18 protein-coding genes and 1 other annotated feature are annotated in these 14,882 nt (G+C 60.5%); of the genes, 13 read left to right on the top strand and 5 right to left on the bottom strand.

Annotated features, from left to right (window positions below; genetic code table 11):
* Nucleotides 1-26: 26 nt before the first annotated feature.
* From HNE04_RS28455 to HNE04_RS22855, 3 genes are read right to left on the bottom strand one after another with little or no spacing between them, the layout of a single operon-like run.
* Nucleotides 27-359, bottom strand: a complete 333-nt coding sequence (locus HNE04_RS28455) for a UBP-type zinc finger domain-containing protein (RefSeq protein ID WP_328700402.1) — start codon at nucleotides 357-359, stop codon at nucleotides 27-29.
* A gap of 44 nt (nucleotides 360-403) precedes the next feature.
* Nucleotides 404-1,501, bottom strand: coding sequence for a PA0069 family radical SAM protein (locus HNE04_RS22860; RefSeq protein ID WP_172224529.1), 1,098 nt, complete (start codon nucleotides 1,499-1,501; stop codon nucleotides 404-406).
* Between the two features lie 3 nt (nucleotides 1,502-1,504).
* Nucleotides 1,505-2,179: a DNA-3-methyladenine glycosylase I gene (locus HNE04_RS22855; protein ID WP_172224526.1), complete on the bottom strand. Its 675-nt coding sequence runs from the start codon at nucleotides 2,177-2,179 to the stop codon at nucleotides 1,505-1,507.
* Nucleotides 2,180-2,354: 175 nt separating this feature from the next.
* Here HNE04_RS22855 and HNE04_RS22850 point away from each other — a divergent pair.
* A protein-coding gene (locus HNE04_RS22850; RefSeq protein ID WP_172224523.1) for an IS3 family transposase occupies nucleotides 2,355-3,586 on the top strand; the annotation gives its coding sequence in 2 pieces (ribosomal slippage) (nucleotides 2,355-2,643 and nucleotides 2,643-3,586; 1,233 coding nt in all).
* Nucleotides 2,633-2,749, top strand: a sequence feature (AL1L pseudoknot). It overlaps the preceding gene by 117 nt.
* 36 nt (nucleotides 3,587-3,622) lie before the next feature.
* Here the strand turns inward: HNE04_RS22850 and HNE04_RS22845 are convergent.
* Nucleotides 3,623-4,138 (bottom strand): LysR family transcriptional regulator, encoded by a 516-nt coding sequence (locus HNE04_RS22845; RefSeq protein WP_172224520.1) that lies wholly within the window; start codon nucleotides 4,136-4,138, stop codon nucleotides 3,623-3,625.
* 245 nt (nucleotides 4,139-4,383) lie between these two features.
* On the opposite strand from HNE04_RS22845, the gene HNE04_RS22840 reads away from it, so the two are divergent.
* From HNE04_RS22840 to HNE04_RS28590, 12 genes are all read left to right on the top strand, one after another.
* A complete protein-coding gene (locus HNE04_RS22840) occupies nucleotides 4,384-4,986 on the top strand; it encodes a glutathione S-transferase family protein (protein ID WP_172224517.1) in 603 nt (200 codons plus the stop codon).
* Between the two features lie 122 nt (nucleotides 4,987-5,108).
* Nucleotides 5,109-6,845, top strand: coding sequence for an FAD-dependent oxidoreductase (locus HNE04_RS22835; RefSeq protein ID WP_172224514.1), 1,737 nt, complete (start codon nucleotides 5,109-5,111; stop codon nucleotides 6,843-6,845).
* Between the two features lie 413 nt (nucleotides 6,846-7,258).
* Nucleotides 7,259-8,314 carry an isocitrate lyase/PEP mutase family protein gene (locus HNE04_RS22830; protein WP_172224511.1) on the top strand — a complete coding sequence of 352 codons (1,056 nt, stop codon included), beginning with the start codon at nucleotides 7,259-7,261 and terminating at the stop codon, nucleotides 8,312-8,314.
* Nucleotides 8,315-8,357: 43 nt separating this feature from the next.
* Nucleotides 8,358-8,993 (top strand): FMN-dependent NADH-azoreductase, encoded by a 636-nt coding sequence (locus tag HNE04_RS22825; RefSeq protein ID WP_172224508.1) that lies wholly within the window; start codon nucleotides 8,358-8,360, stop codon nucleotides 8,991-8,993.
* A gap of 191 nt (nucleotides 8,994-9,184) precedes the next feature.
* Nucleotides 9,185-9,382, top strand: coding sequence for a hypothetical protein (locus HNE04_RS22820; RefSeq protein ID WP_172224505.1), 198 nt, complete (start codon nucleotides 9,185-9,187; stop codon nucleotides 9,380-9,382).
* Between the two features lie 15 nt (nucleotides 9,383-9,397).
* Nucleotides 9,398-9,874 carry a response regulator gene (locus tag HNE04_RS22815; RefSeq protein ID WP_235965329.1) on the top strand — a complete coding sequence of 159 codons (477 nt, stop codon included), beginning with the start codon at nucleotides 9,398-9,400 and terminating at the stop codon, nucleotides 9,872-9,874.
* Nucleotides 9,875-11,002: an AraC family transcriptional regulator gene (locus HNE04_RS22810; protein WP_328700394.1), complete on the top strand. Its 1,128-nt coding sequence runs from the start codon at nucleotides 9,875-9,877 to the stop codon at nucleotides 11,000-11,002.
* The gene (locus tag HNE04_RS22805; protein ID WP_172224499.1) at nucleotides 11,002-11,253 is read left to right on the top strand and encodes a hypothetical protein; all 252 of its coding nucleotides are present in this window, start codon (nucleotides 11,002-11,004) and stop codon (nucleotides 11,251-11,253) included. The genes HNE04_RS22810 and HNE04_RS22805 overlap by 1 nt, the downstream gene beginning before the upstream one ends.
* Before the next feature lie 41 nt (nucleotides 11,254-11,294).
* Complete coding sequence (locus tag HNE04_RS22800) at nucleotides 11,295-11,528, top strand: DUF2630 family protein (RefSeq protein ID WP_172224496.1); 234 nt, start codon at nucleotides 11,295-11,297, stop codon at nucleotides 11,526-11,528.
* A 111-nt stretch (nucleotides 11,529-11,639) separates the two neighbouring features.
* Entirely contained in the window at nucleotides 11,640-12,503 is an 864-nt protein-coding gene (locus HNE04_RS22795; protein ID WP_172224493.1) for a helix-turn-helix transcriptional regulator, read from the top strand.
* Between the two features lie 222 nt (nucleotides 12,504-12,725).
* Nucleotides 12,726-13,622, top strand: coding sequence for a LysR family transcriptional regulator (locus tag HNE04_RS22790; RefSeq protein WP_172224490.1), 897 nt, complete (start codon nucleotides 12,726-12,728; stop codon nucleotides 13,620-13,622).
* 137 nt (nucleotides 13,623-13,759) lie between these two features.
* Nucleotides 13,760-14,242, top strand: coding sequence for a redoxin domain-containing protein (locus tag HNE04_RS28590; RefSeq protein ID WP_172224487.1), 483 nt, complete (start codon nucleotides 13,760-13,762; stop codon nucleotides 14,240-14,242).
* Between the two features lie 382 nt (nucleotides 14,243-14,624).
* Here the strand turns inward: HNE04_RS28590 and HNE04_RS22780 are convergent.
* The coding region (locus tag HNE04_RS22780; protein ID WP_172218507.1) for a transposase domain-containing protein at nucleotides 14,625-14,882 on the bottom strand (258 nt) is incomplete at its 5' end.

Raw genomic sequence — 14,882 nt, 5'->3', positions numbered from 1 at the left:
TGGGCCGCGCGGGGCAAGGCTGCCTCTCAGTCGTGAAGGTAAGCCTTCCAGTTGGCTGGCACCAGGCCCTCCGGCCCCGGCACGGGCTGGTCGACGGGATGCGACTGCGGGTCAGCTAGCTTGAGCCCGAAGAACGCCTTCTTCCGCTTGTAGTCCCAGCACCAGTCTTCGCCGGGTTCAAACGACCTCATGATGAAGTGCCCTGTTTCATGAAAGTGCTTGGTGGCATGCTGGTTGGGAGAGGTGTCGCAGCACCCAATGTGCCCGCACTTCGCGCACCGGCGCAGGTGGAGCCACCAAAGACCGGCAGCGAGGCACTCTGCGCAGCCAGTTCCGCTTGGAAGGGCCGCAGGGTCCACGGCCTCGGATACGTCCACTATTTCGTTCTCCCTAGTCGAAAAATTCAGAACAGGTCTGCTTGGCCACCCGGTTCCCGAGGCGGCCTGAACTGGCTCGTGTCACCCTGGGTTGTGAGTCTCCAGTGCGCAAGGCCTAGACTCTTGCGGGCAAGCTCAAACCGCTGTCGCAAGAGACCGGCAAGGACCCCTGTGCCCGTCATCCGAGTGCCGAACGAAGAATCGTAGTCTTTGCCGTCCCGCAGCTGGCTGACCAGGCTCATAACGTGTTTGGCGCGTTGCGGGAAGTGCTCTTGAAGCCATTCCACGAACAGGTCACGCACTTCGAGTGGGAGCCTCAGGATGACCATGCTGGCCTGGGTCGCCCCCGCGGCGGCAGCTGCCTCCAAGATGCTCTCCATCTCCATGTCGTTGATAGCGGGAATCATGGGAGAGCTGTAGACACTCACCGGAATTCCTGCCCTCGACAGTTCGCGAATGGCCTCCAGCCGCTTAGCCGGCGCGTTCGCACGCGGGTCCATTTTGCGGCCGAGTTCGTTGTCCAATGTCGCTATCGACATGTGAACACGTACCAAGCCCTTGGCCGCCATCGGAGCAAGCAGGTCTATGTCCCGCACAACAAGCGCCGATTTGGTGGTGACTGCGACTGGCGCATTGCATTCGGCCAGGACTTCCAGCACCTGCCGCGTGATACCCAGCTTTCTGTCGATGGGCTGGTACGGGTCCGTCGCGGCGCCTAGGGCGATGAGACCTGGCTGGTACTTTTTGCTGGCGAACTCCTTGCGCAGCAGTTCCGCGGCGTTGCTCTTCGCGAATATCTTCGTCTCGAAGTCAAGCCCGGGCGAGAGCCCGAGATAGGCGTGCGTGGGCCTAGCGAAGCAATAGACGCAACCATGTTCGCAGCCCTGGTACGGGTTGATTGATTGGTCAAAGCCAAGGTCAGGCGACGAATTCCTGCTAATGATGGACTTCGCCTGCCGAAGCGTGACCTCTGTGCGCACCTTGGGCTCATCTCCGTCTGCTTCGTCCTCGAGCGCCTCGACATCTTCCTTCGTCCTTGTCCAGGAGTTGAAGCGTGAAGGCACGTTCGAGCCAACACCTCGCCCTTTAACGAAGTTCAGGGGGTGGGTCTGCACTTCTTTCATCCACTACCCTCGCCTGGCGGTCCGTTTGGATGACGTCGCGTCAGTCCAGACCCCAGATGTTCCGCGACGATGGCTATCCATAAGATGCGTGTCCACGATGCCGATGGCCTCCATAAGGGCGAACATCGTTGTTGGACCGACAAAGACGAACCCCTTCTGGCGCAAGGCCTTGCTCAACGCAAGCGACTCAGGCGAGGAGGTCGGAACATCGGCCATGGTCCGCGGCTGCGGCGTACGCTTCGGCTTGAATGACCATATGAAGTCAGCAAGCCCACCTTCCCTGCGCAACTCTATGGTGGCCACCGCATTGCCGATGGTGGCCAAAATTTTGGACCGATTGCGAACGATGGCTGTGTCCGACAGAAGGCGCACGACGTCGCCTTCTGAGAACTTGGCGACCTTGTCAGGGTCGAAGTTCTTGAATGCAGCTCGAAAGGCTTCTCGCTTACGCAGGATGGTGAGCCACGACAGTCCAGACTGAAAGGCCTCCAGGCTGATTCTCTCGAACAGACCGCGCTCATCCCTGACAGGCATTCCCCATTCAGTGTCGTAGTAGGTGCGCAGCAATGGGTCTTGCGATGCCCAAAGAGGACGCAGAAGGCCATCATCGCCTTCCACCAGGCGGGCGCCATCGGACGAAGACTGCTCCGTAGCGGTCGCGGGCCGAATTGCCTTCATTGCGGGAGTTGCCCGCTTCCTCTTTGAATTCATCACCAACAAAAAGAAGGGCGCTATGGGCGCCCCGCAAAATTGGGGTATGCCAATCCCAAGACCAAACACCCTCGCACCAAAAGCCCAGCCGCTGAATCGCCCCGGTTTTTGAGGAGGCTCAAATCTCTGAGAGTATTGAGCCATGAAGAAATCGAATAAGTTCTCACCTGAGGTCCGTGAGCGTGCGGTGAGGATGGTGCAGGAGCACAAGGGGGAGTACCCGTCGCTTTGGGCGGCGGTCGAATCGATCGCACCGAAGATCGGCTGCGTGCCGCAGACGCTTCTGGAATGGGTCAAGCGAGTAGAGGTTGATACCGGGGTGCGTGAGGGCGTCACGACGTCCGAGGCGCAACGGGTCAAGGACCTGGAACGCGAGGTCAAGGAGCTGCGTCGGGCCAACGAAATCCTGAAGCTGGCCAGCGCGTTTTTCGCCCAGGCGGAGCTCGACCGCCGACTCAAGTCCTGATGGACTTCATTGATCAGCACCGGAACGTCCACGGGGTCGAGCCGATCTGCAAGGTACTGCAGGTCGCCCCATCGGGATACTGGCGACATGCAGCGCTCAGACGAGAGCCGCACAGGCGCTGCGTCAGGGCGATACGCGACGAGGCGCTGGGGCCGCAGATCGAGCGCGTGTGGAACAGCAACATGCAGGTCTACGGAGCAGACAAGGTCTGGCGACAGCTCGCGCGGGAGGGCACATCGGTGGCTCGGTGCACCGTAGAGCGCCTGATGCGCCAGCAAGGCCTGCGCGGTGTCAAGCGGGGCAAAGTGGTGCGCACGACGATCAGCGACAGCCGAGCGCCGTGCCCGCTGGATCGGGTCAACCGGCAGTTTCGTGCCGAGAGGCCGAACCAGCTGTGGGTCTCGGACTTCACCTATGTCTCGACCTGGCAGGGATGGCTTTACGTCGCCTTCGTCATCGACGTGTTTGCCAGGCGCATCGTGGGTTGGCGCGTGAGCAGCTCGATGCACACGGACTTCGTGCTCGATGCCCTTGAGCAAGCTCTCTACGACCGCCAACCCGAGAGGAATCGCAGCCTCGTTCATCATTCGGATCGTGGGTCGCAATACGTGTCCATCCGGTACAGCGAGCGCCTGGGCGAGGCAGGCATCGAGCCTTCAGTGGGCAGCAAAGGCGACAGCTATGACAACGCCCTGGCCGAGACCATCAACGGGCTGTACAGGGCCGAATTGATTCATCGCCGGGCGCCATGGAAGACCAGGGAAGCGGTGGAACTGGCCACGCTGGAATGGGTGTCCTGGTTCAACCATCACCGATTGCTTGAACCCATCGGGTACATACCACCGGCAGAAGCTGAGGCAAACTACTACCGGCTACTCGCCAGTCAGGCCACCACGGTGGAGGTCTGACTTAAACCAACGGGCCTCCATGAAAACCGGGGCGATTCATAGCGCCAGGACAATCTGATTTGGGTAGATGAGAGACGAATTCACAGCCGAATGCGGCTCCGAGAAGAACGCGAGTCCCAGTTCAGCCTGCTGCGTCAGGACCGCATCGAGCAGCTTTGGTGGCGACAAAGTCTGGAGCGCTATGCGCACACCTGGATAGCTCCTGCAGAACGACGCAATCGCCTTTGGCACCACCTCGTGGCACAGGCTGGGGGTGCCCGCCAGCCGTAAGGTGCCCTCTCGATTCTCGACAAGGTCCTCGGCCATCTCGTTGACCAGCTGTACACCTTCGTAGACCACCTGTACCTGGGTGAAAAGCTTCTGGGCATCCGGCGTCGGATGCAGGCGTCCCTTGATTCGTTCAAAGAGTTGAAGGCCAAGTCGCCTTTCGGTGTGGGCAAGCAAACGTGAGATGGCCGGCTGCGATACGTGCAACATCTTTGCGGCGCCCACGATGGAGTTGGACAGCATTACGGCCCTGAAGACCTCAATCTGCCGGAGATTCATCTGCATGATGTGCTCCTTGAGGGGTTAACCGGCTGTTATGCATCCCGGCGAAAATGGTATGCGACATTGTAGGTGCGACGTCATACAGTCATCCCGTCTTCAAGGTTTCGGCGCGGTGCAGCCGCGCCAACGCTCCTGCCGCTGGTCTTGGCTCGCAACCAAGCTCCCGCTGCAGACGGAGAGGCGTTGGGGACGAAGCTCGCCTTAGGCAAATGAAGGGCCCGGCAATGCAACAGACTGAGAGTTCCGCGATGTATACGCTGCACGACAGCCGGCTGTCGGGCAACGCCTGGAAAGTTCGCATCCTGCTGTCCCAGCTCAGGTTGAAGTACCGACGAATAACGCACGTGCTGGCGGACAACACAACCCGCACGCCGGAGTTTCTAGTCATGAATCCGGCCGGGAAGGTTCCCGTGCTGATTCTTCCAAGCGGGGAAGCAATTCCTGAGTCGAACGCCATCCTCTGGCACCTGGCGCAGGGAACTCCTCTGGTACCAGGCGGGCTTGACCAAGTCCGCGTGGTTCAGTGGATGTTCTTCGAGCAGAGTGAAGTCCTCAAGGCCTTCTCCGCCGCCCGCTTCTTCACTTCGATTGCCACGAAGGAGGAGGAGAAGAAGGTGGAGCTTGCTGCGTGGCGAACTCAGGCCTCCTACGTGCTGAAGACATTAGAGCTTCACCTTGCATCGCGGGAGTTCGTCGCACTTGCTCGCTACACCATCGCGGACCTGGCGTTGTACCCCTACATCTCGATGGCGGAGCAAGGGGCGATTGACCTGGGGCCGTTCCCACATGTCAGGTCTTGGCTCGCTCGCATCGAAGCGCAGCCCGGGTGGGTGCCTCTACTCGAGCAGTGAAGCCCGGCACCAGCATGTCCACGCGAGGACATCGTCGAGTGCCTTTCAATCCAGAGTTAGAACCCGAGGGTCCGGATTTGCGTGGCAGGGCAGCGTCGTGAAGGGGTTCCCCTTTATTCTGCATGTTCTTCTTGGAGCAAAGCTTGTCCAGTGCCCCTAGCCAACCCCTCTCCCCCACCTCCGTTGAGGCGACCCGTCACCACCAAGCATTTCCGGTCCTAACTACTGCTGAAATTGCTCGCATCCGGCGCTTTGGCTTGGGAACCGGCTTTCGCAAAGGCGAGCGCCTGTATGTCGCCGGCCAGACCAGCCCGGGCATGTTCGTCATCCTCAAAGGAGTGGTGGCGGCTGTTCAGCGTGACGGCGTGGGCGTTCACGGCGAGGTCGGTCGTCACGATGTGGGGCAGTTCACAGGCGAAGTCGGGCAAATCTCCGGCGGGCCGTCGCTTGTGGACGGAGTGGCAGTCGAGGAAGTCGAGGCGCTGCTGATTCCGCCAGAGCAACTGCGCGCACTTCTCATCGCGGAGGCAGACCTGGGGGAGCGCATTGTGCGGGCTCTTATCCTCCGGCGCGTCGCCCTACTCCAGCGTGCTAGCAGCGGCGTGGTCCTCGTTGGTAACCCGCGCTCGCCTTACCTTTTGCGCCTTGAGTCCTTTCTGGAGCGCAACGGATTTCCTCATCACCTTCTGGACATCGGCCGTGATTCTCAGGCTGCGGAGTTGCACCTTGAGGCCGGGGGTGCGCCTGATGATGCAATAGCGGTGTGCTCTGATGGCACCATGCTCAGGAATCCGACCGAGGACGAGCTTGCTCGGTGCATCGGAATGGTTGACTCCAATCCGCGGGACGAATTGTTTGACATTGTGATTGTCGGCTCGGGGCCAGCTGGCTTGGCGACGGCGGTGTACGCGGCGTCCGAGGGCTTGAGCGTGGCCATCGTCGATTCGCGCGCATTTGGGGGGCAGGCCGGGGCCAGCGCACGGATTGAGAACTACCTCGGTTTTCCCACGGGAATCTCCGGCCAAGCGCTTACTGCCCGTGCGTACATTCAGGCGCAAAAGTTTGGCGCTCAGTTCCTGATTCCGGCCCGCGCTGAGTCATTGGACTGCAGCGCGCAGGAATCCACTGGCGAGCTGCGCGTGCAGCTGCGCGACGGCCGTCAGTTGCGAGGCAAGACGGTCGTCGTGGCCTCCGGTGCTCGTTACCGCCGCCCGGATGTCTCTCGTCTGGACGAATTTGAAGGGCGCGGAGTCTGGTATTGGGCGTCTGCGCTTGAGGCCCAGATGTGCGCTGGCGCAGATGTCGCGCTAGTAGGAGGCGGCAACTCCGCCGGGCAGGCAGCTGTGCTCCTGTCGGGGCACGCCAGCCACGTCCACATGCTTGTTCGCGGCCCAGGACTTGCATCGAGCATGTCACGCTATCTCATCGACCGCATCTCCTCCATACCGAATATCTCCGTTCGCACGCACACGGAGTTAACGCACCTTAATGGCGACCCGCTTGATGGACTCTCTGGAGTGCGTTGGCGCCAACACGGCACAGTGGAGCAAGAAGTCGCGCTGAGCAGCGTATTCCTCTTCGTTGGCGCCCAGCCCGCAACGGAGTGGCTTCGGGGTTGCGTGGAGACGGATGTCAACGGTTTCGTACGAACCGGGGACGCCGCTGGAGCGGCAAAGAACGGAAGGCCCCGTGCGGCCCTGGAGGCCAGCGTGCCGGGCGTCTTTGCCGTCGGCGACGTTCGAAGTGGTTCGGTCAAACGCGTAGGGGGTGCAATCGGCGAAGGGGCGGCCGCCGTCGCCATGATTCACCACTTCCTGGCGATGTCGGAGTACCGTAAGCAGCGGCGCGTCGCGGTGTAGCGACGTCACTCGTCCTGCGGCTATCCACGGTCGGATTTACTCGGTGTCGGGTCGAGGTTTCGCACTTCAGCCCCAGCCGAACGCCGCGGTTCTGGCGATGCGCCGCTCCCCAGTGCATCTGACGCAGTCGCCCTGCCAGCGCCTCGCTTAGGTCATCACTTCACTCCGTTGCATTCCGTTACGTCGCTTCAGTTGCATCAAACAACTGAAGCAGATATAGTTTTATCATGCAACTGAATATCGAGCCGAAAGCGGTCGCACTCCCGAGGGTCGGATTGATGAACAAGACATTGGGAGACATCAGAAGGAATCCTGTATTCAGACGTTGCCTTACCGTTCAACTGCAGGTCCTCGCGGGGCGCATTTTTTGTCACAGCTTTGACCTCCGTAGATAGAGATAACACGAGGAAAGAATGTCCAGTTCACACAGCGAAGAGTCACGCCGCCGACGAGCGTTCAGGGAGCTTCATCGCGCAGGATGTTTCGTGATGCCCAGTCCCTGGGACCGGGGAAGCGCCAAGTACCTCGAGGGGCTGGGGTTCAAAGCACTTGGCACCAGCAGTGGCGGCGCGGCATGGTCAAGCGGGCAAGCCGAAGGCTCACTTCCGATGGACCGCGTACTTTCTCACGCTCAGGAAATCATTGAAGCGACTTCGTTACCGGTCAACGTGAGTTTCGAAGCGGGCTTCGCACGGTCAGCAGAGGACCTGGCTCGCAACGTCTTCGCCGCAGCCAACACAGGGGCGGCCGGCATCGGAATTGAAGACGGCACGGGTGACAACGCGAATCCGGTATGGGACATCGAAACGGCGTCTGCCAGGCTGGGTGTTACCAGAGCAACCCTAGACGCACTTGGTCCAGATGCTCCTCTTCTGGTCGGGCGCGCCGAGAACTTCTGGGCTGGGCGCGCGGACTTGGCCGACACCATCAAGAGACTACAGGCCTATGCAGCTGCCGGCGCGGATGTCCTCTACGCGCCAGGAGTGACGTCGAGAGACGGCATTTCTGCCATCGTCAACGATGTGCATCCGAAGCCAGTAAACGTGCTGGTCAGCTCGGACATTGGACTCACGCTCAAGGACCTCGCGGCTCTCGGTGTAAGGCGCATTAGCGTGGGAGGAGCACTGGCCCGCAGCGCGTGGGGTGGCTTCATGCGCGCAGCACGGTCTATCGCCGAGGATGGTCGCTTCGATTTCGACCACCCCGCGATCGGTAAGGAACTGGACTCATTGTTCACGTACAGCACGAGGACTCCTTCGGCAGTGAACGCCACTGTCGCAGGCCGAGTCGAGTTCCGATTGGGAGAGGGTCCCCTCGTCATCATCCCGGCCGGGCCGGTCGAGATCATTCTTTCCGCCGCCGATGTTGTGTTCGGCTGGACCGAAGGCTCTTCACGGCAGGAAGCAGCTATTCCGTTCGTGAATTTCTGCCGATATGTCGCCACGGGCGACCTCATTCTTCAGACCTGATTTCGCCCAACCTCGCCTCTCACCTCACCCAATAAGTCGAAACATGACCACCATCCTCTACATCAAGGCCTCGCCGCGTCCGGAAGCAAAAAGCACTGCCCTGGCCGACGCATACATCGCTGCGGTGCGCCAGCAGAGGCCGAACTTCAAAGTCGACGTGCTCAACCTGGCAATCGAAAAGCTTCCTGAATTCGACGGAAACAAGGTGGCCGCGAAGATGGCTGCCATCGCCGGCCAAGACCAAAGTGCCACGCAAAAGACTGCTTGGGATCAAATCGTGTCCATCGCCCAGCGGTTCATCGAGGCAGACCAATATGTGCTTGCGGTCCCGATGTGGAATGGTGGCATCCCGTACCGCCTGAAGCAGTACATCGACGTCATTCATCAGCCTGGTCTGCTCTGGACCTTGGATGCGACCACCGGCTACCACGGTCTCTTGAAGAACAAGAGTGCGGTATTGGCATTGACCAGCGGAGCCTGGGGGCCCTCGATGCCGTCCCCGGCCTTCGGCATCGACCACCACTCGACCTACCTGAAAGCTTGGCTCAATCAAGCCGGCGTCGACAACATCCATGAGATTCGATTTCAGCCGACCATTATCAATAGCGACCTCGAAGGAAGTTTCAACGCAGCGGTGAGTCAGGCGCAGAGCCTGGCTAAGAGCATAGGCGTGAGCTGAAACGTCAGCGATGCACGTTGTGAAGGCGCCGGGCGCGCATAACCTGTTTTGCAGTAGCTCTCTTCGCTCTAAGGAAGGTCTGAACAAGTTGCGAGTCCGATCCGGAAATCGGCAATGCATGTTTATCTGACTAGCAGATGGTTTTCCCCAGCCAGATGTCGAACCAGCCAACTACTCACCAGCAGAATGACATGTCAGCGATCCTCGAATCTCTCCTCGACGATGAGCGCCGCGCCGAGTGTCGCGCCAACGATGGCGCCATGGCCATGGGCCGGCCCATCATCGCGAGCCGACCCACCATCCACCCCGTGCAAAGCACCAGCAGGCGGCATCCTGCACGGAGCGAACGTTCCAACGCGGCGCAGGTCGCCATGGACGAACTCAGGTAGCCCAAGGAGTGCAACTTGCACGACGACGAAAACGACCAGCGCCAGCAGGGCTTGCGCATCCTGGTGGTCGACGACAACCACGACGCGGCGAGGAGCATGTCGATGCTGCTCGAGTTAGAGGGTCATCGGACTGGCACGGTCTATAACGGCCTGGAGGCCGTCCAGGAGGCAACCCGAGTGCGCTACGACGCAGTCTTGCTCGACTTAGGCATGCCTATCATGGATGGGTTTCAGGCGGCTGCCGTGCTAAGGCAACTCCGCCCTTCCCCGGCGCTGATCGCCTATTCGGCCTGGGACGATGCCGAGACCCGCAGACGCACCGCAGATCTGGGCTTTTCCATGCACCTGCGCAAGCCCGTTTGCTTCCAGGTGCTGAAGGCCGCGCTGCGAGAACTCCCCCGGCTACGGCTTTCCACGGTGGACCGTGACACGCAGCGGGTAGGCGGACTTGTTCAGACTTTCTCTAACAGAACAGAATCATGCAATAACTGAATGGCTTCTATGCACGAGGTGGTAGTGTTCTCTTCGATGTGTTTTGAGAGGATTGGACGCAGGTGGTCTCGGAGACTTCTTCGAGGTCGTTTTCGTGTCAAGACTCGCAGAATCGCCATGAGGCCTTCAAACCGGCATGCGCCTTCGGGAATCTCAGACCAAGACCCCGCAGTCGTCAGAATTGACCCCGCTGACCTGGCTCCCTTGATGGGTGCGTTGGAAGTAAAGAGTGCTCGCTTGGAGGAGTACAACCTTCGCTGTGGGAGCTGGCACTTCCCAGAGACAACCGTCTCAGTCGTCCTGTGCTACGTTGCTTCGGGGCAAGGAGTGTTCACAACAGATGATGGCGAACCGGTTCGCATCGAATGTGGAACCCTTGTTTTAGTCCCAGCTGGAAGCAGAGGTAAAGTCCTGGCCATAAACGCTCGAGACGATTGCGCGGAGGGCTTGCGCCTAATCCTCTGCGAATTCGAAGCGACGTTCGGCGAGGCAATTGAGTTGTTCGCTGGCGTGCGAACGGTCATAGTGGAGCGCTTTGACCAGGGCCAAGCGTTAGGCCATCAGCTCGACCTTGCTCTTGATGAGACCAGGCACGACTACCCGGGGCAGGCAGTGATGATTTCGCTGCTTATCAAACAGGTTCTCTTGCTGCTCCTTCGCCGAGGACTGACGTCGGCCGGCAGTTGGGTTGAGCTACTGGCGACACTCCGAGACCCGCGAATCTCACGGGCGTTCGTCGCAATGTCAACGCGCCCGGGAGCCGTCCACACGGTCGAAAGCTTGGCAGGCACCGCGTGTCTGAGCCGCTCGGGCTTCATGGCTCGATTCTGTGAGGTGTTTGGACGTTCACCGATGAGCGTATTGCGTGACTTGCGTATGCGCCAGGCGGCATTGCAATTGCGCACTACCACCACGCCCATCGGTCTCATCGGCAAGGCTGCCGGCTACTCAAACAACGGTGGCTTCATCCGAGCGTTCCGACGCGCATATGACGTGGAACCGCGGGAATACAGAGAACAGTCCACGACTACCCGACGTGAGCCTTCCGCTCACGGCGCCCGCAAATCCTATACAAGCGCCGGCTCTCAGCCGGAGTTCACCGTCCTAGAAGACATTGGAGTCCAGTGATGCCTGATGCTTCCCGTCCCAGCACGCCCGCACAAGGTGACGACGAACTGCTCGAAATCTTTCACGCGCTCAAGCGTGGCGTGGGCAGAGAACTTGTGACCGACAGCAACGTCGATGGCCTCATTGGCCTGGCACACGCCTACGGCCAGCAACAGCTGGAGTACTTGCTGCGTGAATGGCGCTCAACGTGTGGCGAGGACGCCGAGAACATGAACTTCGAGCTTTTCTCCAAGCAGCCGCCCACCGCATAGCGCGAGCGATGGGGCGACCTGACCACACCAAGGGAGTGAACATGAGCGACAAGTCCATCCTCAAGAACATCACCGAACTCGTTGACGAAGAGCGCGTCCTGCGGGATGACGGAACGGCATCCGAGGACAAGAGCACGCGCTTGCGTCACGTGTCCGAAGAGCTAGACCAATGCTGGGACCTCCTGCGCCAGCGGCGGGCGCTTCGGGAGTTTGGGAGAAACCCGGACGACGCGAAGCCACGCGATGCGAGCGTGGTGGAAGGCTATCTCAACTGATTCCCGGGCAACCGTTGTGTGTGCTCGGGCATCTCTCGGTCTAGTGGCACGTGATAGTGTTGAGCGGCGGCGAGATTCGTTGAGTCCCGCGCTGCTTCACGGAGGTCGTCGATGCTGTCAAACCTGAGGGCTCAGAATTCCATGCCGTCGCGCCGCTCCGCTTCCTTCGTCGAGCCCGGCATGTTCGAGCTGCACTGCCAGTCGTCACCGCCGACGGCTTACCCCGAGGAGACGCATGACTCTATTCAGGTTTGCATTCCCTTGCAGGGGGCCCAATATCAGGTAACCCGCCAATCCGAGACGGGCCGCAAGATTGTCCAAAAATTCGGCGATAAGGACATCCTCCTTGTCTCCCGCGAGCAGCAGCACGCCGTCCACTGGCTAAAGTCGGCAGACATCGTGTCGCTTCAACTGTCAAACGACTTCATCACCCAGGCCTTAGGCGGCAAGGAGCTGAGGTTCGAGGACACTCTGTCGATTCGAAACCCCTTCATCACGTCTTCCGCAGCGCTGCTGAAGGCGTCGCTCGCTTCCGGTGAAGACCTGCCGTGTCCGGTCGCCGCCGCCTTCGCGACACTTCTGGCCTATGGTGTCTCGCAGAGCGCGCTGACGCCAGCGAAAGAGCTTCGGTCAAAGCATGTGACCCCCCTTTCGGGCGCCGAACTGCGCAAGCTGGACCGCCACATCGACGAGCACATTGACCAGGCAATCAGCTTGGCCGACTTGGCCAACTGTGTTGGCATGAGCCTGTGGCACTTCACGCGCAGGTTCGAAGCTGCTCAAGGAATCACGCCTCACGCGTACGTGACGAATCGGCGCCTCGTGCGCGCCAAATCCCTCCTTTCTACGACGCACCGCCCTGTCATCGACGTTGCCCTGGAAGTCGGGATGAACCACAGCCACTTTACGCGGACATTCGGCAAAGCCTTTGGCGTCACGCCTCGTGAATTTCGCCACCGCGTCAAGGGAAGCTGACTCTCGCTGGCTGGCGCAGCATCCAGCGCAAGATTTGCACAATCACGAGGAATACGACAAGACGAAGGAACCGTTGTTCGCATATCTTGACCGCTTTGATTCATTTCCCGCATAGGATAAGGCGCGCGGCTGCATCTCGGCGCGGCCTGACAAGGACCTCCACCGCCAGCTGGTGTGGCATGGCGCGAGTCCGCCGACGGCGCAGCCTGGTAGTCGTTCAAGATGACGGACCGTTTCGAGGCCATCAGGCTGTTCATCCGAGTCGCGCGAACGCGCAGCTTTTCTGAGGCTGCCCGGGAAACGGGCGTCTCCCAGCCGACGGTTTCCAGAGCAATCGCGAGCCTTGAAAAGGAAGTTGGGGTTGCCCTTCTGGCGCGAACCTCCCGTACCGTGACTCTTACAGACGCGGGGGCGGAGTATTTCTCGCGTGCGGAGAATGCGCTCAACGCGCTTGAAGAGGCAGCCGAGGTTGTGCGCGGCACGAGCGTGCTAACCGGAACTCTCCGAATTGGGACATCAACGAGCTTTGGCAGGCGCCACCTCATTCCCAAGCTCCCCGAGTTCTTCGCATTCCACCCGCAGCTTCGGGTAAACGTGACCCTCACTGATGAACGCCAGGACCTTGTTACCGAAGGCATCGACGTAGCCCTGCGCTTTGGCGCGCTGGAGGACTCTTCCGCCGTCGCCCGGAAGATTCACTCGTGGCCCAAAATTGCCGCGGCGTCGCCGGCGTACATGGCGAGTGCGGGCTTGCTCCAGTCGCCCGCAGACCTCGCGAACTTCAATGTTTTCGCAGGCCCGGGAGCTAACGGGGCAGGAGTGACGCTGCGGCGTGAAGGGAAAGTGTCATCTGTACGGGTTGACAGCCGGTACAGCTTCTCAACCAATGAGAGCCGCATCGCCGCGGCAGTGGCCGGCATGGGCATCGTCATCGCAAGCCAGTGCAGCTGCGCTCAGGAGATTGCACAAGGCAAACTCGTGCGCATTCTCCAAGACTGGGACTTCGGGCAGGCGGAGCTGCACGCTGTCTACGCGTTGGGACGGCAGGCGAAGCCGGCAGCGAGAGCGCTTACGGAGTTCCTGGCGCGAGACTTGAAATCTGAGAAGGCTTCCGGCTAGGCGCCGGAAAATTTGGCCGAAAAGCGACATAAACCGGACGCCAGGTACTGGCAGCATCGACATGATGCGGACGACGCCATCAGCTCCGAAGCACCCCTCCCACCAGGACTGAAGACTGGGATGTCGATGCACTCTTCATGCCGCTGCAACAGAAGCTCGATGCACTGCGTGAGCACTTTCAGGTGCGCACGCGAACAGATGCGCTAGTTGCGATGCTTAGGGTTGTTGGAGACGCGGTGTCGACGGAGCGAGCGGCAACCGCATTAGGAGCGTCAAGCCACGCGCCAGAATTCACACTGCGCGACGAGCGGCACAACTCCGTCACTCTATCAAGCCAAGTCAGCTCGGGCCCGGTAGTCTTGGTTTTCTATCGGGGCGAGTGGTGCCCTTGCTGCATCCGCGAGTTGCGGGCAGTTCAGGCGGCGCTCGGCCAGATTCGAATCCTAGGTGGTTCTGTACTCGCCATCACCCCACAAGCAGAGACGTACAACCGCAGGTGCGTACGGGCCTTGGACCTTGACTTTCCAGTCCTGCATGACCCGGCGGGTCACTACAGCGGACCAGTACAGGGTGAACTGGCGTGTTCCGCAGACGCTCCGAGAAGTGTACTTGGGACTTGAGCTTGACTTGCCGGCCTTCAACGGCAGCGCAGACTGGTCGGCGCCACTGACGTCGTTCTTCGTCTTGGACACATCCCAGGCAGTCGCATACACGGAGATTCGGTGCGGCGCGCCGCAGTTAGTCGACCTCACCGGAGTTCTGGCCGCCTTGGAGTCAATGCAACGCCTCGAGAGGCGCCACTGATGGCGGTCACGCAAGCTGTTCGTTTGCATAGCAAGTATGCGTCTTCCGTATGGAACCAGGCCGTATCCTGTAACGTGCCTGCAGGCCGACTAGACGGGCTGCAGCCACAGCAGTTCGCGGGACTTCGGCAGATTGAAGTCGATACCTACGGACCGGCTGTAAGCACGCGGTGATCCCGTCTTGACGACGGCCGCGGTATCAGATTGCCGCCGAAGCCGGCTGCCATCTGTGCGGCAGCAGTTCGTCGATGCGGCTGGCCGGTTGGGTGGGCAACCGTTCAAGGACGTCGCGCAGGTAGGCGTAGGGGTCGTGTCCATTGAGCCGCGCCGAGTGCACCAGGCTCATGATCGCCGCGGCGCGCTGGCCCGCGCGAAGCGATCCGGCGAACAGCCAGTTCTTCCTGCCTGTGGCGATGGGCCGGATCTGGTTCTCCACCCAGTTGTTGTCGGCGGGCAG

It is taken from the genome of Caenimonas soli (assembly GCF_013155545.1).
GTDB classification, from domain to species: domain Bacteria; phylum Pseudomonadota; class Gammaproteobacteria; order Burkholderiales; family Burkholderiaceae_C; genus Ramlibacter; species Ramlibacter soli.
Note: the sequence above shows the minus strand (reverse complement) of the source record. Positions and strands in the feature narration are given on the sequence as shown.

Bases quoted from the DNA above. Each gene is read 5' to 3' on its own strand.
- HNE04_RS22820 (WP_172224505.1), top strand. From the start codon at position 9,185: ATGTCAGCGATCCTCGAATCTCTCCTCGACGATGAGCGCCGCGCCGAG.
- HNE04_RS22860 (WP_172224529.1), bottom strand. From the start codon at position 1,501: ATGAAAGAAGTGCAGACCCACCCCCTGAACTTCGTTAAAGGGCGAGGT.
- HNE04_RS22835 (WP_172224514.1), top strand. From the start codon at position 5,109: ATGTTCTTCTTGGAGCAAAGCTTGTCCAGTGCCCCTAGCCAACCCCTC.
- HNE04_RS22845 (WP_172224520.1), bottom strand. From the start codon at position 4,138: ATGCAGATGAATCTCCGGCAGATTGAGGTCTTCAGGGCCGTAATGCTG.
- HNE04_RS22855 (WP_172224526.1), bottom strand. From the start codon at position 2,179: ATGAAGGCAATTCGGCCCGCGACCGCTACGGAGCAGTCTTCGTCCGAT.
- HNE04_RS22805 (WP_172224499.1), top strand. From the start codon at position 11,002: ATGCCTGATGCTTCCCGTCCCAGCACGCCCGCACAAGGTGACGACGAA.
- HNE04_RS22790 (WP_172224490.1), top strand. From the start codon at position 12,726: ATGACGGACCGTTTCGAGGCCATCAGGCTGTTCATCCGAGTCGCGCGA.
- HNE04_RS22795 (WP_172224493.1), top strand. From the start codon at position 11,640: ATGCTGTCAAACCTGAGGGCTCAGAATTCCATGCCGTCGCGCCGCTCC.
- HNE04_RS22800 (WP_172224496.1), top strand. From the start codon at position 11,295: ATGAGCGACAAGTCCATCCTCAAGAACATCACCGAACTCGTTGACGAA.
- HNE04_RS22830 (WP_172224511.1), top strand. From the start codon at position 7,259: ATGTCCAGTTCACACAGCGAAGAGTCACGCCGCCGACGAGCGTTCAGG.
- HNE04_RS22840 (WP_172224517.1), top strand. From the start codon at position 4,384: ATGTATACGCTGCACGACAGCCGGCTGTCGGGCAACGCCTGGAAAGTT.
- HNE04_RS22810 (WP_328700394.1), top strand. From the start codon at position 9,875: ATGGCTTCTATGCACGAGGTGGTAGTGTTCTCTTCGATGTGTTTTGAG.
- HNE04_RS28590 (WP_172224487.1), top strand. From the start codon at position 13,760: ATGCCGCTGCAACAGAAGCTCGATGCACTGCGTGAGCACTTTCAGGTG.
- HNE04_RS22825 (WP_172224508.1), top strand. From the start codon at position 8,358: ATGACCACCATCCTCTACATCAAGGCCTCGCCGCGTCCGGAAGCAAAA.